The organism is Pseudomonas sp. Marseille-Q1929, from assembly GCF_017316265.1.
In the GTDB taxonomy this organism is placed as follows: domain Bacteria; phylum Pseudomonadota; class Gammaproteobacteria; order Pseudomonadales; family Pseudomonadaceae; genus Aquipseudomonas.
Map to the genome: position 1 here is coordinate 36836 of NZ_JAFLWU010000008.1, position 18906 is coordinate 55741.

The following is an 18906-nucleotide window of genomic DNA, read 5'->3' on the forward strand; positions in this document are numbered from 1 at the left end:
AATGCGAATTCACCTCATTTATTTTTCGGCGGTTTACACCCGGGGGGTGACGCTCACCCAATACCGGCTGCGGTAGGTGACATCGACGTTGAGCGATTGCGCGACCAGCGTCAGCACTTGATCGGTATCGCTCAACTGATAGGTGCCCGACACCCGCAACCCAGCCACCGCTTCACTGCAACGCACCAGCCCGTTGCGGTAGCGCGCCAGTTCGCTGAGGAAATCATCCAGGCGCATGTTGTGGGCGCTGATCACGCCGTCGCTCCAGGCCCAGGGGTCGAGGCCGTTGGCGATGGGCGGGCGGATGCTGTGGCGGTCGATCAGCACCGCCGCGCCGGGCGGGATCATCTGGCGGGCGTTGGCGTCATGGCGGTCGGCAAACACCGCCACGCTGCCCTGTTGCACCGCGACCAGCGTGCCTTGGGCTTCTTCACGCACCAGCAAGCGCGCGCCTTGGGCACGCAGGTCAGCGTTGCGGGCCAGGACCCAGAAGGGGCGACTGTCGCCGCTGGGCTGCACCACGATTTCGCCTTGGCGCAGCAGCACCTTGCGCCGTTCTGCAGTGAAGGTGCTATCGATCGCAGTGGCGCTGTTGAGTTGGACCTGGCTGCCGTCGTCCAGCGTCACCCGTCGCTGTTCGCCGGTGGCGGTGCGGTAGTCGGCCACCAGGGCGGGCAGCGGCGTGTAGTCGCGGCCGAACCAGGTCAGCCCGGCCGCACCGGCCACCAGGCCCAGCAGCTTGAGGCTTTCACGCCGGCTGATGCGTTGCCGCGCGCCGCTGAGGGTGCGCCGTCCGAGCTGGGCCGGCAGTTGGTTGAAATCGTCATTCATGGTCGCCACGCGCTGCCACACCTGCTGGTGTTCGGCGCTGCTGTGCAGCCAGCGTTCGAACGCGGCGGTGCTGGCGTCGTCGGCGACATTGAAGCGCAGCTTGATCATCCACTGGATGGCCTGGTCGACCAGGCGCGGGTCAGCATTCCTCATAACGCAACCGATAACAGGCGTGCAGCGCCTTGGACAGGTCGCGCTCCACGGTGGCCTTGGACACGCCGAGGCGCAGGGCGATTTGCGCGCAGGTCAGGCCGTCCAATTGGGCGAGCAGGAAGGCTTCGCGCACGCGCGGCTTGAGCTGGTCGAGCAGACGGTCGATGCGCTCCAGGCTGTCGAGGATCAGGCGCCGGGTTTCTTCCGACGGCACCTCGGCCTGTGGGAAATGCGCGAGGCTTTCGAGGTAGGCGCGTTCCAGTTCGCGGCGGCGGTAACCGTCGATCATCAGGCTGCGGGCGATGCTGCTCAGGTACGCGCGCGGTTGCAGCAAAGTTTGCTGCTTGCGCGCGTTGAGCAGGCGTACAAACGTCTCCTGCGCCAAGTCGGCGGCATGCTCGCGGCAGCCGGTGCGCCGGTTCAACCAGCCGTGCAGCCAGGAGTGATGGGCCAGGTACAACTGGCCGATGGCGGCGGGGTCCAGTGGGTGATCGCTCGACATGGGCATCCTGGCACAGCAGTCATAATTGATAATGTTTCGCATTCTAAGCGTTGATTGTGGCAATGAGCAATCACTGGCGCGCAATGTATCCAGCACAATTTTTTGTGGGCCCACGGCATGCGGATTACGCTTCAGGTTTTCTCGGCGGAGGCTTGAGCATGATCGACCTGGCGACCCTGGCGGTTTTTTGCGGTGCGGTGCTGTTGTTGCTGTTATCGCCGGGGCCGAACATGGCCTTTGTCATCAGCCACGGCGTGAGCCACGGCTGGCGCGGCGGCATTGCCTGCGCCCTGGGCATCGGCGTGGCCGACCTGCTGTTGACCGTGTTGACCGCCAGCGGAGTGACGGCGCTGGTGGCCAGTTGGCCGCCGTCGTTTGACCTGATTCGTTATGCGGGGGTGGTCTACCTGCTGTGGCTGGTGTTCAAGACCTTGCAGAAAAGCCCGCGTCTGGAAACCGCTCACGCCCACCGCATCCCCCTGGGGCGGGTGTGTGTGCAAGCGATGCTCAACAGTTTGCTCAACCCCAAGGCGTTGTTGTTTTTTGTGGTGTTTTTGCCGCAGTTTGTGCGGCCGCAGACGGGCTCGATTGCCGTGCAATTGCTGGTGCTTGGCGGCGTTTTGACCGTGATCGCCGCGGTATTTCATGGGCTGCTGGGGGCGTTTGGTGGCGTGCTGAGCCGCTTCTTTGCCAAGCGCCCGAACAGCGCCTGGCTACAGAAATGGGGGCTGGCGACGGTGCTGACAGTGTTGGCGGTGCGGTTGGCGGTGATGTCGCGTCCCAATTGACTCACCTGCGACCTCATGATCGACGGAGATCAAATGTGGGAGCGGGCTTGCTCGCGAAGGCGGTTTGTCAGTCGAAGCATCTTTAACTGAGCCACCGCATTCGCGAGCAAGCCCGCTCCCACAGGGGGTTTGTGGTGTTAGCCCAGTAAAGCGGCTGCCCGCGCGACGATCTCGCCACGGGTCTTACGCGACTGCGCCGTGCGCTTGTGCGCTTCCTCCAGCACCGCCTTGGGCGCCGTATCCGGGCGACCTGCATCAAACGGCGGCGCCGGCGCATATTCAATCTGCAACTGCACCAGTTGCGCCGTCGCTTCGCCGTACAACTCCGCAGCCAAGGTCAACGCGAAGTCGATACCGGCGGTGATGCCGCCCCCCGTCAACAGGTTGCCATCGCGCACCACGCGTTCCTGCACGGGAATCGCACCGAGCGGAGCGAGCATGTCGTGGTACGCCCAGTGCGTGGTGGCCTTGCGCCCGCGCAGCAGGCCCGCCGCGCCCAGCACCAATGAACCGGTGCACACCGACGTCACGTACCGCGCGGTCTGCGCCTGCAGCGTGAGGAAATCCAGAGTCTGCGGGTCTTCCATCAATGCGCCCACGCCGGAACCGCCTGGTACACAGATCACATCCAGCTGAGGGCAGTCGGCGTACGTCATGGTCGGGGTGAACACCAGCCCGGTGCTGGAGGTGACTGGCGCGAGGTCTTTCCACACCAGGTGCAATGTCACGTCCGGCAGCGAGCCGAGGACGTCATAAGGGCCGGTCAGGTCCAGTTGCTGGATGCCGGGGAACAACACAAAGCCGATCTGCAAGGTCATGGACAGCGCTCCGAGAAAGGGGTGGACGGCTGCACTCTAGAGGCCTAGGCTTTGGCGGATACGCCATTCAGCCCACAGATCACGCCAATCATGTCGCGAATCGTCCATGTCCTCGCTTTTGACAATGCCCAGGTGCTCGATGTGACCGGGCCGTTGCAGGTGTTTGCCTCCACCAATGACCTGGCGCGCCAGCGCGGTTTGCCGTTGCCTTACGCGGTCACGGTGATCGCCGCGCAAGCGGAGCCGGTGATGACCTCCGCCGGTCTGGCGCTGGTGGCCGAGCCGTTGCCGGCCATCGACGCGCCTTGCGACACCCTGGTGATCGCCGGCGGCTGGGGCGTGTACGGCGCCGCCGAAGACCCGGCACTGGTCGACTGGGTGCGAGAAAAGGCCCGGCACACCCGGCGCATGACCTCGGTGTGCACCGGCGCCTTCCTGCTGGCGGCCAGTGGTTTATTGGATGGCTGCCGCGTGGCCACCCACTGGACGCGCTGCGAAGAGTTGGCGCGCAAATTCCCCGCGCTGACGGTGGAATCCAACCCGATTTTCATCCGCCAAGGCGCGGTTTGGACCTCCGCTGGCGTCACCGCCGGCATCGACCTGTGCCTGGCGCTGGTGGAAGACGACCTGGGCAGCGAAGTGGCCCTGGAAGTGGCGCGGCACCTGGTGGTGTTCCTCAAACGCCCAGGCGGGCAATCCCAATTCAGCGTGACCCTGTCCCTGCAAAAGGCCGACAGCCGCTTCACCGAACTCCACGCGTGGATGGCCGAAAACCTCACCCTCGACCTGAACATCCCGACCCTGGCCGCCCAGGCCGGGATGAGCGAACGCAGTTTTGTGCGCCACTACCGCAACGAAACCGGCCATACCCCGGCGCGGGCGGTGGAACTGATCCGCGTCGAAACCGCGCGCAGGCAATTGGCGGACAGCAATGCGTCAATCAAGCGCATCGCTGTGCAATGTGGTTTTGGCAGTGAGGAAACCTTGCGCCGCAGTTTTCTGCGCGCTTTGTCGGTAACGCCGCAGGCCTACCGTGAGCGGTTTTCGCCAGTGACCTGAAACCTCTAAAAGGAGTCGAACAACCTGTGGCGGGTTATGGACAGGGCTTACTTGCGTGAGCCGGTTTGTCGAAGGCCGATGCAATTTCCCCACGGGTCGCGTACCTGACAAATCCAATGACCACCTTCAATCTCCATCGGCCCGCGATACAACGTCCCGCCCAGTTCCTCAAACCGGCGCAATGCCTGCTGCACGTCGACTACTTCCCAGTACACCACTGATCCCGCCGCCCCTGACGCAACCTTGTCATCGGCGTTGACGATCTCGAGGGCGACGCCTGCTACATTCAAATGGCCAAAGTCATCAGGGTCATGATGAATGCGTGTCGCCAACGGAAAGGCTGCTGCGTACCACTCGGTTGCCACACGCCAGTCCGGGACGTGAATGAGGATTGATATGATGGGCATCAACCCAACAGACCCTCCCATTTCTGTGTGTTTCTTGGCCCGCCACTCTTGGCTCAACAGCCCCAATACACCCAGATCATGCCGCTGGCCACTCCAGAACCCCGCCTCGCGCAACGTCCCTTCGGCTTTGAAACCCAGTCGCTCCAACAACTTGAGCGACGCGGTATTTTGCGGATGCACCCAGGCTTCCACGCGATGCAATTTCATCTGTTCAAAACCCCAGTCGAGCATCGCCTGCAAGGCCTCGTGCATCAACCCTCGGCCACGCGCGCCGGGCGCTAGTTCACAAGCGAGAGCGCAACTGTTCCAGCTCTGGTTCCACTTGAACAGGCCACAACTGCCGATCAGTTTTCCATCGTATTCGATCCCCCAGCGTGTGCCGGGGTTGGGTTGGCTGCGCCAGTGCGCGAAGGTTTCGATCAAGGCTTCGGCCTGGGCAAGCTCGGTCATCGCGTCGGCGCCGAACCAACGCATGCTGGCGGCATCGCGGTGGATGTCGAACACTGCCGGTGCGTCGCTTGCCACCAGTTCACGCAGGTATAGGCGTTGGGTGTGTAGCGTTGGGAAAGGGCTCATGGTGTGGTTGTCGCTAAAACCTGCTCACGATCCACCACCTTGCCAAAGTGATGCCGCCACAATTCCACCCCCAACCGCCCCGACCGATCCAACGACGAGCCAACGGTCAAGTCGCTGATCAACGTCGGCTGCAACCCCGCATCAAACAGCGCAAACCCCGCCGCCAGCACGCAGGTGTCGGTTTGTATGCCACACACCAACACACGCTCTGGCGCCAGGCTTTTGAGGTAGGCGACCGTCTCGGGCGTGGGCGCATAACCGTGCTTGATGAAGATGCGATCTGCCGCGATCAGGCTGTCGTCATCCGGTGCCGGTTGCCAGCCGAGCTGGCGGGCAAAAGGGGTAACGCTTTCGTCGTGGCGCTCGACAGTGGCGACCGACGGCAGGCGGCTGAGCAGGGCGTTGATGCCGTCCACCAGCCACGCCGGTGGATTGAAGGACGGTTGCACGTCGATGATCAGCAGTACCTGGCGCATGGGGTTCCTGTCCGTAGCCGAGGGGCCGGTCATTGTGCCTCAGGGTTGCCAGGTCGTCTTCTCCCCGCTGAGCTTGCGGTCGAGGAACGTCGCCGCGCTGATCAACGCCAGGTGGCTCAAGGCCTGGGGCGTGTTGCCCAGGTGACGGGCCTGGCCGTCGAACTCTTCGGCGTACAGCCCCAACGGGTTGGCGTAGCGCAGCAGTTGTTCGAATTCCAGGTGGGCTTTTTCCACTTGGCCGGCGCGGGCCAGGCATTCGACGTACCAAAATGAGCACGCGGCAAACGCGCCTTCGGTGCCTTGCAGGCCGTCGATCTGGCTGTCGTCGTTGCGGTAGCGGTAGACCATGCCGTCGCGCACCAGGCTTTTCTGGATGGCTGCAAGGGTCGACAACCAACGCGGATCGGTGGCCGCGACGAAGCGCACCAGCGGCATCAACAGCATCGAGCCATCGAGTGCCGTGCTGCCGATATGCTGCACAAAATGCCCGCGTTCTTCGTTCCAGAAGTTGCTCCAGATGTCGGCGTAGATCGCCTGCCGTGCCTGGTCCCAACGGGCGAACGGCGCCGGCAGCGAGCGTTTGTAGGCCAGGCGGATCGCGCGGTCCAGCGCGACCCAGCACATCAGCCGCGAGTGCAGGAAGTGATGCTGCTCGCCACGCATTTCCCAGATGCCCACGTCTTCGGTGTTCCAGATTTCGCAGACCTGGTCGGCGACTTCCACCGTGTGTTGCCAGCCGTCATGGGAGATGGCTTCGCCGTACTTGTTGACCAGGTACACCGCGTCCATCAGTTCGCCGTAGATATCCAGCTGGATCTGCCCGACGGCCCCATTGCCGATGCGCACTGGCGTGGCGCCGCCGTGGCCGGCGAGGTGCGGCAGTTCGGTTTCCGGCAGTTCCTGGCGACCGTCGATGCCGTAGAGGATGTTGATCTTCATCGGCTGGCCGCAGCAATCGCTGACCCGGCCCTTGAGCCAGCGCATATAGGCGTTGGCTTCCTCGACAAAGCCCAGGCGCATGAACGCGTAGACCGTAAACGAGGCGTCGCGGATCCAGGTGTAACGGTAGTCCCAATTGCGCTCGCCGCCGGGTGCTTCCGGCAGGCCGAAGGTGGCGGCGGCAATGATTGCGCCGTGTTTGCGTGAGGTCAGAAGCTTCAACGCCAAGGCCGAACGATTGACCATTTCGCGCCAGCGCCCCCGGTAGTTCGACTGCGCGATCCAGCCGCGCCAGAACTGCAAGGTGTGGGCCAGGGCGAGGTCGGTGCAGCGGCTGTCGACCCGCTCGTCATCCACGCCGCCGAGGACAAAGTCGGCGCCTTCGTCCTGGTTCAGGGTGAAGCGGGCGACCGCTGCGCCGTCGTCGATCAGCAACGGCTGGCTGCCGGACAAGCGCAGGCCGGGCTGGCCGTCGGCGTTGAAACACACTGTGCCGTTATCGAGCGCGACGTGGGTCGGCGCGCGCGCGTAGTCATGGCGTACGGCGCAGCGCAGGTGGATATCGGCCGTGCCGCTGACCACCCGCACACGGCGAACCAGCAAGGGCAGGTCGTCGATTTCATCGCTGATAACCAGTAGGTCGGTGATTTCTACCACCGCTGCATCGCTGAGCCAGCGGGTTTGCAGCACGTTGGTGTCGGGCAGGTAGATCTGCTCGCGGCGGGCGTCGGGCAGGTCCGGGGTGAGCTGGAAAATACCGGCGTCGGGGCTGTCCAGCAGGGCGCAGAAGATCGACGGGCTGTCGAACTCCGGCCAGCAGAAGAAGTCGATGCTGCCTTTGTCGTTGACCAGGGCCGCACTGCGCATGTCGCCGATGATGCCGTGGGCGTCGATGGCGCTTTGCGCTTCGTTGTTTAACTCAACCATTGCCACGGAACTCCGGATAAAGGCTCATGCCGCCGTCAATGAACAGGGTGCTGCCGACCACATAATCGGACGCGTCGCTGGCCAGCCACACTACGGCGTTGGCCACGTCTTCCACGTCGCCGACGCGGCCGTAGGGGATCAGCTTCAGCAACGCTTTTTCCGCTGCGCCTTCAGTGGCCGCGCGGTTGATCGGCGTGCGAATCGCCCCCGGCGCAATGCCGTTGATGCGGATGCGTTGTTCGCTGACTTCCTGGGCGAGGGTGCGCATCAACATCTCGACGCCGCCTTTGGACGCGGCGTAGTTCACATGCCCGGCCCAGGGGATCACCTGGTGTACCGAACTCATATGGATGATTTTTCCCGCTGCCCGCGACACGCCTTCCCGCACGCCCTGGCGATTGAAGATACGCACGGCCGCACGGGCGCAGAGGAACTGGCCGGTGAGGTTGACGCCGATCACCGTGTTCCAATCGTCGAGGCTCATGTCCACCAGGTTGGCGTCTTTTTGCAGGCCGGAGTTGGCGACCAGGATGTCGAGGTGACCAAAGGCGTCGAGGGTCTGGGCAAACAGGCGTTCCACGTCCGCCTCTTTGGACACATCGCCACCGATGGCAATCGCCCGGCCGCCGTTAACGTTGATCTGCGCCGCGAGGGCTTCGGCGGGCGCCGCCTGGGCGTTGTAATTGAGCACCACCGCCGCGCCGGCGTCGGCCAGCGCCTTGGCGGCACCTGCACCGATACCGGAGCTGGCGCCGGTGACCAGGGCAACTTGTTGCTGCAACGAGAGAAGCATGGGCCAGGCACCATTGCTAGAGGGTTCAGTTAGCTGACTGATGGGGCGCGACGGAAGTTCAGCGGGGATTTCGCTGGGAAGCTCCAGCGCAGATTGGGAAGAACTGTTATTTCTGACAGTAGACGCGATTTGCCAGGCGGGCGAGGCTACTGGCTAGCACCTGTCTAGAGGATGGCCGCGTGAAGTCTCATTGGGTGACCGGGCTATTTTTCAGCCTCGCCAGCTTGGGTGTGTTGGCACAGGTGCCCGCAGGCAAAGCTGCGTTCATCAATCAACTGATGGGAAAAATGACGGTTGATGAAAAGGTCGGGCAACTGACTATGGTCTATCTCGATCATGAGGCGCCGGACGCGCAGGCCCAGGAACGGCTGGCCCGAGGACAGATTGGTGGCGTGGCAGTCATTGCCCCAGCGCCTTATGGCTATGTGCTACAGCACATGGCGGTAGAGCGCAGCAGGTTGAAGATACCGCTGTTTTTCAGTACTGACGTCATCCATGGTTTACACACTGTGTTTCCGGTCAGCCTGGCGCTGGCGGCCAGTTGGGACATGCAGGCATTGGCGCTGACAGGGCGGATCGGTGCCCAGGAAGCAAGTGCCGATGGTGTGCATTTGACCTACGGCCCAATGCTGGACATCTCCCGCGACCCTCGCTGGGGCAGGGTATCGGAAGGGTATGGGGAGGATCCGTATTTGGTGTCGCGCATTGCTCGCGTCATGGTCAATGCTTATCAGGGCGGCAACTTTCGTGCGTCTGACAGCATCATGGCCGGCGTCAAGCATGTGGCCCTGTATGGCGCTGTGGAGGGCGGCAAGGACTACAACAGTGTCGATATGAGCCGGGCCCAGATGTACCAGTACTATTTCCCTCCTTACCGCGCGGCTGTCGAGGCAGGCGCACAGGTCGCGATGCTTGCGTTCAATACGATCAACGGCGTTCCCTCAACCGCCAACCCCTGGCTTATAAAGGATGTGCTGCGCCATGAGTGGGGATTTGCCGGCGTCACTCTGAGTGACTCCAATGCAGTGACTGGCCTGATTGAGCACGGTGTTGCGGCTGATCAGCGCCACGCGGCTTCATTGGCCATTCTCTCGGGCCTCGACATGGCGTTGAGTGACGATGCCTATGCTCGCCAGCTGCCCGCCCTCGTCAAATCGGGAGCGGTGAGTGTTGCGGTCGTGGATGAGGCAGTTCGTCGAGTGCTTGGGATGAAATACGAGATGGGGCTGTTCGAAGACCCCTATCGCAACCTCTCCCGATTGCCTCCAGCCCCCATCGAGAGCCGGTTGCAGAGGGCGGCGGCGCGGGATGTGGCGCGCAAGACTCTGGTGTTGTTGAAAAACAGCCAGCGCACCCTGCCGTTGAGCAAGCAAGGTCGTATCGCGCTGGTAGGCCCACTCGCCAACAGCCAGCGTGATTTGCTCGGGAGCTATTGTGGCTATTGCGCAGAAAAAAGAGTTGTGAGCATCCGTGAGGGCGTGGCGCTTGCGGTGGAAGGCAGGGCAACGCTGCTCTATGCCAAGGGCGCCAATGTCACAGATGACAGGGCGTTGTCAGATCGCTTGGCACGCTACAGCTCGCCCTTGGACCTTGATCCGCGATCGCCTGAAACGATGCTGGAAGAGGCGATGGCGGTGGCACGCCAAGCCGATGTGATCGTGGCAGTGGTAGGGGAGGCGTGGAATTTCAGTGATGAGGCCATCAGCCGAACGCGCCTGGATCTTGAGGGCAGCCAGCAGCGTTTGCTCAGTGCATTAAGAACGTTGGGTAAACCGCTGGTGGTGGTGTTAGTGAACGGTCGGCCTTTGACATTGACCCATGTGCAACGGCAGGCCGATGCGCTGCTGGAAACCTGGTTCAGCGGGATGGAAGGCGGTAACGCTATCGCTGATGTGTTGTTTGGTGGTTACAACCCTTCGGGAAAGCTGCCCATGACGTTTCCTCGTTCGGTGGGCCAGATCCCCATTTATTACAACCACCTCAACACCGGCCACCCCTTTATCCCCGATAAGCCGAACAAGTACATGAGCCAATATATTGATGAGCAGGAGGGGCCTCTGTTTCCCTTCGGCTTCGGCTTGAGTTACACCCGTTTCGCGCTGTCAGACTTGCAGTTGTCCAGCGCAGTGTTGCACCGAGGTCAGTCTCTGCAGGTGGGTGTCACGCTGTCCAATTCAGGTGAGCGCGATGGCGAAACCGTGGTTCAGCTGTACATCCGCGATCCGGTGGCGTCCATCAGCCGGCCGGTCAAGGAGCTCAAGGGCTTCCAGAAAGTCATGCTCAAGGCAGGGGAGCGTCGACGAATCGAGTTCACCGTGGGGGAAGAGGACCTGAAGTTCTATGACGCGCAATTGCGACACGTCGCCGAGCCCGGTGAGTTCAGGGTGCAGGTTGGGTTGGATTCTCGGGAGGTCATTGAACAGCGCTTCGAACTGCGCTGACACGACGGGAAGCAATTGCCCGACTTAATAGGAAGCATTACTATTCACGCCCCGCCTCCCCAGTGCCTCCGCGATGATTCCCCAGCCGCCCCGCAGAACAGGCTTTTTCGAGTATTACGAAGAGTTGATCGGCACCTGGACGCGCCGCCTGAGAAACCGTCAGCAGGCCGAAGACCTGGCGCACGACACCTTTGTACGGGTGCTGGAGGCCCGTTCCACTGAGGTTGAGCAACCGCGCGCCTATCTGCATCAGACCGCGCGCAATATTGCGGTGGATGCCCATCGCCGCGAAGATCGGCGTGAGGCATTGGGGCTGGAGGCCTTTGAGCAGAGTTCGCCCCACAGTGGCGACCCGGAGCATTTCATGCACGCGATCCAGTTGGCGGATTCCATCGAGCGGGCCCTGGCGGAGCTGCCGCTCAACTGCCGCAGGATTTTCATCTGGCAGAAAATCGAAGGCCTCACCCAGCAGGAAATCGCTGAACGCCTGGGCTTGTCCAAGAACATGGTGGAAAAGTATATGATCCGCACCCTGCGGCATCTGCGTGACCGCCTGGACGCGCTGGCCCCATGAACCAAGGATCTTCCATGATGGATAACCGTGCCCGAGACGAGGCTGCGCAATGGTTTGTGCGCCTGCAAGACGCCGAGCTGAGCGCCGCCGAGCGCCAGCAGTTCGAGGCGTGGCGCCAAGAGCATCCCGACCACCAATACGAATTCGATGTGCTGCGCGGCCTGTGGAGCGCCGCCGACCTGCTGCCAGAGGCGCGCCTGCAGGCGCTGTGCGCGGCGCCGGCCGAGCGTCCCAAGCGCCGCGCGGTGTTGCGTTATGCGGTGGCTGCCAGTGTGGTGGCCGTTGCCATTGGCCTGGGCGTGTTCAGCATTCAACCAAAGCCCTACAGCGCCGAGTTCAGCACGCGGTTGGGAGAACATCGCCAGGTGACCTTGCCCGACGGCTCGATGATGGAGTTGAACAGCCGCAGCATGGTCGCGGTGCATTTCGAGAAAGGCCGGCGTGGCGTAGAACTCAAGAGGGGCGAGGCGATGTTCAGCGTCGAACATGATACCAGCCGGCCGTTTGTGGTCGCCGCCGGCGCCGGGCAAGTTACTGTGACCGGTACCCGTTTTGACGTGCGCCGCGACGATGACCAGACCCGCGTGGTGGTCGAGGCCGGAACCGTCAAGGTGCAAGGGCATGCAGCGGATGACATTGTTACCCTCACGGCGGGGCGCGGCACGCATATCGATAGCCAGGGCGCAGTGGTTCCAGCCTACGCGGTGAACGCCGAGGAGCTGACGGCATGGCGTAGCGGCAAGTTGGTGTTCAACAACGCCCCCTTGGGTGAAGTGGTGCGGGAAGTGTCGCGCTACCGCGAGCGACCTTTGCGGGTCAGTTCGGCCGCTGTGGGTAACCTGCGACTGACCAGCGTGTTCAAGTCCAATGACACCGAGGCCTTGCTCAAGGCCTTGCCACACATCCTGCCGGTGGCCGTGCGCGCCTTGCCGGATGGCAGCCAGGAAATTATTTCACGCTGACATTCAGGTTTTTCCTGCGCTCGTCGTCTTCTCCTGCAACTGCAACTGGTTTGCATTAACGGCCGCACTTGCTTGCGATCACAGGACTCGATTCGACGTGAAAAAACTTGCTCGCCACAACAATAAAATCTCCCGCTGGGCGCCGCTGGCCCTGGCACTTGCCGTCAGCAGCGCGGCGTACGCCGCCGACGCCATCCATATCCAGGCCCAGTCCCTGGGTGCGGCGCTGAGCCAGTTGGGCCAGCAAACTTCCCTGCAAGTGTTCTTCAGCCCGGACATGGTCGCCGGCAAGCAAGCCCCGGCGGTGGACGGCAACCTCTCGCCGGAACAGGCCCTGCGCCAACTGCTGCAAGGCAGCGGCCTGGACTACAGCATCGACGCCGGTTCGGTGACGCTGCGCCCGCTGAGCAGCGGCACCGGTGAAGCCGGCTCGCCGTTGGAACTGGGCACCACCGACATCAAGGTGGTCGGCGACTGGCTCGGCGATGCCAATGCCGAAGTGGTGCAGAACCACCCCGGCGCGCGGACGGTGATCCGCCGCGAGGCCATGGTGGAGCAGGGCGCGATGAACGTCGGCGACGTGTTGCGCCGTGTGCCCGGCGTGCAGGTGCAGGAGTCCAACGGCACCGGCGGTAGCGATATTTCCCTCAACGTCGGCGTGCGTGGTCTTACTTCGCGCTTGTCGCCACGTTCCACGGTGCTGATCGATGGCGTACCGGCGGCGTTCGCCCCGTATGGCCAGCCGCAGCTGTCGATGGCGCCGATTTCCGCCGGCAACCTGGACAGCATCGACGTGGTACGCGGTGCCGGTTCCGTGCGTTATGGGCCGCAAAACGTCGGCGGCGTGATCAACTTTGTCACCCGCGCGATCCCGCAGAAGTTTTCCGGTGAAGTCGGCACCACCCTGGAAACCTCGGCCCACGGCGGCTGGAAACATCTGGACAACGCCTTTCTCGGCGGTACCGCAGACAACGGCATCGGCGCCGCACTGCTGTACTCCGGGGTCAAGGGCGACGGTTATCGCAACAGCAACAATGCCAATGACATCAATGACGTGATCCTCAAGACCCACTGGGCGCCGACCGATCAAGACGATTTCTCGCTCAACTTCCACTATTACGACGCCACCGCCGATATGCCTGGCGGCCTGACCCAGAAGCAATTCGACGCCAACCCCTACCAGTCGGTGCGCGACTGGGACAATTTCACCGGGCGCCGCAAGGATGTGTCCTTCAAGTACATCCGGCAGATCGACGACCGCACCCAGGCCGAAGTGCTGACGTACTATTCCGACAGCTTCCGTGGCAGCAATATCGCCAACCGCGACTTGCTCACCCTGGGCTCGTACCCGCGCACTTATTACACCTTTGGCATCGAGCCACGGGTAAGCCATGTATTTGACGTGGGCCCGAGCACCCAGGAAGTCAGCGTCGGTTATCGCTACCTCAAGGAAGGCATGCACGAGCAGGCCACCAGCCTCAACCTGGTCAACAACGTGCCCACCCCCGGCGGGCGCAGCGATGGTCACGTCTACCAGGACCGCACGGGCGGCACCGAGGCCAATGCGTTCTATGTCGACAACAAGATCGACATCGGCAAGTGGACCATTACCCCCGGCATTCGCTTCGAAGACATCCGCACCGAATGGCACGATCGCCCGGTGATCCCGCTGACCGGCCCGCGCACCCTGGAAAAACGCCGCGAGGTGCACAACAACGAGCCGTTGCCGGCCTTGAGCGTGATGTACCACGTCTCCGACGCGTGGAAACTGTTTGCCAACTACGAAACGTCCTTCGGCAGCCTGCAATATTTCCAGCTAGGACAGGGCGGTTCGGGTGATCAGACCGCCAGCGGCCTGAACCCGGAAAAAGCCAAGACCTACGAGGTGGGCACGCGCTACAACGACAACGTGTGGGGTGGCGAAGTGACGCTGTTCTACATCGACTTCGCCGATGAGTTGCAATATGTCAGCAACGCCGTGGGTTGGACCAACCTCGGTGCCACCAAGCACACCGGTCTCGAAGCCTCGGCCCACTACGACCTGTCCAACCTCGACCCGCGCCTGGACGGCCTGACCGCCAACGCCGGTTTCACCTACACCAAGGCCACCGCCGAAGGCGATGTGCCCTTCAAGGGTCGTGACCTGCCGCTGTACTCCCGTGAAGTGGCGACGTTAGGCCTGCGCTATGACGTCAACCACTGGACCCACAACCTGGACGTCTACGCCCAGTCCGGCCAGCGTGCACCGGGCACGGGGACCACCTACATCACCCAAGGCACTGCCGATGGCCAATACGGTGATATTCCGGGCTATGTCTCGGTCAACGTGCGCAGTGGCTATGACTTTGGCGCGCAGTTGTCGAACCTGAAGCTGGGCGTGGGGGTGAAAAACCTCTTCGACCAGCAGCACTACACCCGTTCCAGCGACAACAACGCCGGGTTGTATCTGGGCGAGCCGCGTACGTTTTTTGTACAAGCAAGTGTCGGCTTCTGAGTCGTACCGGATAGGAAAAATCGCAGCTCAAGGGCTGCGATTTTTTTTGGGGTTTTCCTACGCTTTCCTACGACTGCCGGCTGCCCGCATAGGAACCGATTCCGACAAGTGCGCCACACAGAGGAATGCCTGATTGGTCTGGCCATGACGATGGGCCAACAGGTTCACCATCCAACCTTCCTGTACTGGAGACATTTATGTCGGTATCGACCCTCGACTCATCCGTACCTACATCATCAAACCTGGAGACGTCGTTGCCCGCGCCGCAGGCCAAAGCCAATCGCCAAGCGCCTAGTGCACCGTCCTTTGACGGGCAAAGCGCGACGAATGTGAATTTTCACTCGCGGGAGACCCCAGCCGGGCCGGTCTTTGGCGACCAAAATGACCGCAGGCATCACCACAACCCGTTGGCAATGCCACCCTCGACGCTGCCCCCCAGTTTCATGGAACAGTCCAAACAGTGGCTGAGCCAATGGTTCGGCGGCTGCCGGCCTCCCTGTAACAGCGCGCCACCCCGGCCGCACCCGACGATTGGCCGGCCTCATCCGAAGCCAAGGCCGGATTACGCGTCGCAGAGTCATGAGCAGTTGACGCAGGCACTGATGGATAATTTCAAAGCGTTCACGGGGTCCGACTATAGGAGCATGTCCCTGCGCGATATCAGGGCTATGGCCAACAGGCAGCCAGGTAGCGATCCCATCATGAACAACAACATTCGCTTGGCCAAAGAGCTTCTGAACCGCCCCGACTTGTTGCAGGCCCTGGACCGCAAGAGCGGAACGGGAGCGACAGACAACCGCTTCAGCAAGCAAGATCTGCGCGACGCCCTCAATGACACGAACTATTTCAGATACCAGAGTGACAAGGAGATCGCCGGGGAGATGCTCAGTCATTTCGATGAGTTGGTGCGGCGCTGGGGCGGACAAATCAGCATCAGAGACTTGAAAAAACTGGCTAGCCAGCCGTTGACGGGAGACTCGCCCAAGGATCACCTCATCCAGTTGGCACAGGCGGTTCTCAGTCGCGGCAACTTGTTGAAGGCGATGGACCGCAATGGCGATGGGTATTTGAGTCGATGGGAAATTCAGCGCTTATCCCGCTGATTGCAACGCCTGGTGGCTTGGGGTTCCGTGAGTGTTCTTGCGGCGCCTCAGGCCCTGAGAGAAATGTGTCAGGAACCATTTCCAGCGGGGCGCCACTCACGTCATACAACCTCGGCGACTCTGATGGTACGGGTCGCTTTCAGGAACTGAGCCAGGGGTCCAGACATGACTACAACTTCATTTCAATCTCGCCAAGGGGGTTATCCATATGCCTTTGCGGATTCAGAGTCGACGCTGGACGATGCTGGAGCACCCGCAGACCTGCTCAGCAGCGCCTCGGCAAACGGTTACGCTGCTCAAGCCTTGCGTATGAAAGCCTTCGCCGCCCAGCGGCAATTCCAGGCGCCGGTCGCCGATGATTTTGCCCGGGGCATGCTGGCGCCAGGGCAGGGGAGTGGCACCGCGGCCTCACCCTTGCGACATATCGTCAGCGCCTTGGCTGTGTTGATCGCGGGTCTGGGCCTGCAAAAGACCGGCTGACCAGGGGGCCAGCCGCCTTTTTTACATACTGTCATTGGTATTGCGCGCCGATTTGGAACCGCCGCGCCCTGCTCACCACAGAGGTTTGCTTGCATTCAAGGAATCAAGTGTGGATCTGAGAAAAGTGGGAGAAGACGCATGACAATCGATGGCGCACTACATCACGCACGGCCAGCAGCACTGGCAGATACGGACATGCGATCCGCTGAGCGTACAACGGCCATCCATCATGATGCCTGGAGCGAACCCCATCATGCCCCCCGGCCTCGCCCGGATAACCTGCCCAGGCGGCCGACGTTGTTACGCGGTGGCTTGTCTGGCTTGCAACACCACGCCTTGCAGAACCCGCCCTTTACGCGTGCGAGCCTGTTGCCGCCAGGCGTCAACACCAAAGATAGCCAACTGGCCGAAACGCTGCGGGAAAGCTTCGGTTTGTTGCACCCCTTCCTGAAGGACGGGCAGCTGACACTGTCAGCCTTGCGCCAGGTTGCAGAAGCCACGATGGGCGACAACGATAAACTGGACGGCGTCATCCTGGCGGCCCGGGAGATCAACAACCGCCCACCCTTGAGAGACGCAATCTTGAGTATCGATGGCGAAATCACGCGTGACAGCCTGGCGGCCGCCGTCCCAGCGTTGCAGGGCAACAGCTCCCCAAGTGCGTTCAGCCAAGACCCTTTCCATGCCCAGGACAACGCGCACGTCGTCAAGGCATTTCAAGGTTTGTTCGAGCAGTTGCGGGATCAGGCAAAGGATCGAACCTTCTTTTTTGACAAGCACCAGTACGTGGAAGTCGCCGGGCTCAGGGCCCTGATGCGCGACCCCGACGCTGTCGACCCACAGGGCCAGCCGGTGCTCGATCCAGCCACCGGGTTGCCCGGCAAGCAGCACAGCGAACTCAGTGTGTACACGGCCAAGAACATCTTTGAGCGCCCGGGTTTGTTGCGTTCATTGGAGCGCGCCAGTGGCACACGGATGTTCGGCCCGGCTCACCAGGAAGGCTGGATCAGCAATAAAGGCGTGGAGCGCTGGCTTGAGCAGGACAAGATGCACAAAGCCAGGTAATACCTGGCCATTTGGTTGGGTTACACCTTGAGGATTTTGCCACTGACGGCCACGCCTGCGAGCAACAGCGCAATCAGCACAAAGGCCGTGCTCAGGCTGCTGCCGTGGGCGATAAAGCCGATGACCGCAGGCCCGGCAAGAATGCCGGCGTAGCCCAGGGTGGTGATGGCCGGCACGGCGATATGTTCCGGCATCACCGTTTGCTTGCCGACGGCGCTGTACAGCACCGGCACAATGTTCGAGCAGCCGGCGCCGACCAACGCATAACCGAGCAGCGCGGTTTGCCATGCCGGGAACAGGGTGGCCAATAGCATGCCCGCCGTGGCCAGTGCCCCGCCGATCACGATCACGCGGGTGGCGCCCAGGCGGCGCACAATGGCGTCACCGGTCAGGCGCCCGGCGGTCATGGTCAAGGCGAACGCGGCGTAGCCAAGGCCGGCGTAGGCTTCGTCGAGGCCACGTTCGGCGCTGAGGAACACGGCGCTCCAGTCGAGCACGGCACCTTCGGCGAGAAACACGATGAAGCACAGGCAGCCAATAAACAGCACCACGCCATGGGGCACGGCAAACGCCGGCCCCGCGCTTTCACTGCCGTAGGGCAACAGGTGCGGCCCGGCCTTGAGCAAGGCCACCACCATGATCACGACCACCACCAGGGTCGCCTGCAACGGCGTCAAGCCCAGCCCCAGCAACCCGGCAACACCGGCGGCGCCCACAATCCCCCCGAGGCTGAACAAACCATGAAAGCCCGACATCATGGTTTTGCCGCTGGCCCGTTCGACGATCACGGCTTGCAGGTTGACCGTCGAGTCCACCGTGCCCAGGCCTGCGCCAAACAGGAACAACCCGAGGATCAGCCACGGGATCGAACTGACGGTGGCCAGCATCGGCAGGGCCAGGCAGATCAGGATCGTGCCGGCACTCAACACGCGCCGACAGCCGTAGCGTGACGCTAATGCGCCCGCCACCGGCATGGCGATGATCGAGCCCACCCCCAGGCACAGCAGCAACAGGCCCAGCGTGCCTTCGTTCAACTGCGCCCGCGCCTTGGCGTAGGGCACCAGCGGCGCCCAGGCCGCGATGCCGAAACCGGCGATGAAAAATGCGATGCGGGTGGACATTTGCTCCAGCCGCCCGGGAATCACGGGCGCAGGGGTGGGGATGGCGGTCATGGAAAATCCTTGGTTTTGCGTTCAACGAACGGTGTCCGGCGCGACATCCTTGCACATCAGGCCGTGGTGAGCGAGTCGGGTTCCCGTAGAGGTGGCAGCGGTGAATTTTATTTTTACAAACCGGGAACGCTTTAAGTGTTACTCGCCACGTAAGGAGTATCGGTTCTATCGGAGGCGGTCTGGAAGGTGCGTAATCCCTGTGGGAACTGTTGAACCCCGGGCTTCTTGCAGTGGATCACGCACCTTCCAGACCGCCTCCCACCGACACGGCATTCTGTAATACGCTGCTCTCCCAGTGTGTAGGCAAGCGAGCGGAAGAACCGATGAAAAATTCCTGGCAGGCGCT

At 62.2% G+C, this 18906-nt stretch carries 17 protein-coding genes; 9 read left to right on the forward strand and 8 right to left on the reverse strand.

All coding sequences use genetic code 11. From position 1 onward, the window contains the following. Positions 1-33: 33 nt before the first annotated feature. On the reverse strand, positions 34-984 hold the full coding sequence (locus J1G37_RS11740; protein ID WP_207041852.1) for a FecR family protein: 951 nt from the start codon (positions 982-984) through the stop codon (positions 34-36). Continuing rightward, positions 971-1486 (reverse strand): sigma-70 family RNA polymerase sigma factor, encoded by a 516-nt coding sequence (locus tag J1G37_RS11745; RefSeq protein WP_207041854.1) that lies wholly within the window; start codon positions 1484-1486, stop codon positions 971-973. The genes J1G37_RS11740 and J1G37_RS11745 overlap by 14 nt, the downstream gene beginning before the upstream one ends. Before the next feature lie 158 nt (positions 1487-1644). On the opposite strand from J1G37_RS11745, the gene J1G37_RS11750 reads away from it, so the two are divergent. Next, positions 1645-2274, forward strand: coding sequence for a LysE family translocator (locus J1G37_RS11750; protein ID WP_207041856.1), 630 nt, complete (start codon positions 1645-1647; stop codon positions 2272-2274). A 137-nt stretch (positions 2275-2411) separates the two neighbouring features. On the opposite strand, the gene inhA is transcribed toward J1G37_RS11750, so the two are convergent. Then, the gene (gene inhA / locus J1G37_RS11755; RefSeq protein WP_207041858.1) at positions 2412-3092 is read right to left on the reverse strand and encodes an isonitrile hydratase; all 681 of its coding nucleotides are present in this window, start codon (positions 3090-3092) and stop codon (positions 2412-2414) included. 90 nt (positions 3093-3182) lie between these two features. Between inhA and J1G37_RS11760 the strand changes: the two genes are divergently transcribed. Next, complete coding sequence (locus J1G37_RS11760) at positions 3183-4151, forward strand: GlxA family transcriptional regulator (RefSeq protein ID WP_207041861.1); 969 nt, start codon at positions 3183-3185, stop codon at positions 4149-4151. Between the two features lie 47 nt (positions 4152-4198). Here the strand turns inward: J1G37_RS11760 and J1G37_RS28975 are convergent, their stop codons facing one another. From J1G37_RS28975 to J1G37_RS11785, 4 genes are read right to left on the reverse strand one after another with little or no spacing between them, the layout of a single operon-like run. Continuing rightward, positions 4199-5134, reverse strand: a complete 936-nt coding sequence (locus tag J1G37_RS28975; protein WP_242551541.1) for a GNAT family N-acetyltransferase — start codon at positions 5132-5134, stop codon at positions 4199-4201. Then, positions 5131-5610 carry a cysteine hydrolase family protein gene (locus tag J1G37_RS11775; RefSeq protein WP_207041862.1) on the reverse strand — a complete coding sequence of 160 codons (480 nt, stop codon included), beginning with the start codon at positions 5608-5610 and terminating at the stop codon, positions 5131-5133. The genes J1G37_RS28975 and J1G37_RS11775 overlap by 4 nt, the downstream gene beginning before the upstream one ends. Positions 5611-5649: 39 nt before the next feature. Beyond that, positions 5650-7476 carry a glycoside hydrolase family 15 protein gene (locus tag J1G37_RS11780; RefSeq protein ID WP_207041863.1) on the reverse strand — a complete coding sequence of 609 codons (1827 nt, stop codon included), beginning with the start codon at positions 7474-7476 and terminating at the stop codon, positions 5650-5652. Beyond that, positions 7469-8269 carry a glucose 1-dehydrogenase gene (locus J1G37_RS11785; RefSeq protein ID WP_207041864.1) on the reverse strand — a complete coding sequence of 267 codons (801 nt, stop codon included), beginning with the start codon at positions 8267-8269 and terminating at the stop codon, positions 7469-7471. The genes J1G37_RS11780 and J1G37_RS11785 overlap by 8 nt, the downstream gene beginning before the upstream one ends. A 179-nt stretch (positions 8270-8448) precedes the next feature. Between J1G37_RS11785 and bglX the strand changes: the two genes are divergently transcribed. The 7 genes from bglX to J1G37_RS11820 all read left to right on the forward strand — a co-directional run bounded on the left by bglX (position 8449) and on the right by J1G37_RS11820 (position 17388). Continuing rightward, the gene (gene bglX / locus J1G37_RS11790) at positions 8449-10710 is read left to right on the forward strand and encodes a beta-glucosidase BglX (protein ID WP_207041865.1); all 2262 of its coding nucleotides are present in this window, start codon (positions 8449-8451) and stop codon (positions 10708-10710) included. Between the two features lie 73 nt (positions 10711-10783). Continuing rightward, positions 10784-11284, forward strand: coding sequence for a sigma-70 family RNA polymerase sigma factor (locus tag J1G37_RS11795; protein WP_207041866.1), 501 nt, complete (start codon positions 10784-10786; stop codon positions 11282-11284). Between the two features lie 14 nt (positions 11285-11298). Next, complete coding sequence (locus tag J1G37_RS11800) at positions 11299-12246, forward strand: FecR family protein (protein ID WP_207041867.1); 948 nt, start codon at positions 11299-11301, stop codon at positions 12244-12246. A gap of 97 nt (positions 12247-12343) precedes the next feature. Continuing rightward, positions 12344-14740, forward strand: a complete 2397-nt coding sequence (locus J1G37_RS11805; RefSeq protein WP_207041869.1) for a TonB-dependent receptor — start codon at positions 12344-12346, stop codon at positions 14738-14740. A 197-nt stretch (positions 14741-14937) separates the two neighbouring features. After that, the gene (locus J1G37_RS11810; protein WP_207041871.1) at positions 14938-15843 is read left to right on the forward strand and encodes an EF-hand domain-containing protein; all 906 of its coding nucleotides are present in this window, start codon (positions 14938-14940) and stop codon (positions 15841-15843) included. A 165-nt stretch (positions 15844-16008) separates the two neighbouring features. Then, positions 16009-16323 (forward strand): type III secretion protein, encoded by a 315-nt coding sequence (locus tag J1G37_RS28980; RefSeq protein WP_242551542.1) that lies wholly within the window; start codon positions 16009-16011, stop codon positions 16321-16323. 312 nt (positions 16324-16635) lie between these two features. Further along, positions 16636-17388, forward strand: coding sequence for a type III secretion protein (locus tag J1G37_RS11820; protein ID WP_242551543.1), 753 nt, complete (start codon positions 16636-16638; stop codon positions 17386-17388). A 20-nt stretch (positions 17389-17408) separates the two neighbouring features. On the opposite strand, the gene J1G37_RS11825 is transcribed toward J1G37_RS11820, so the two are convergent. Continuing rightward, complete coding sequence (locus tag J1G37_RS11825) at positions 17409-18560, reverse strand: MFS transporter (RefSeq protein ID WP_207041873.1); 1152 nt, start codon at positions 18558-18560, stop codon at positions 17409-17411. Between the last annotated feature and the right edge of the window lie 346 nt (positions 18561-18906).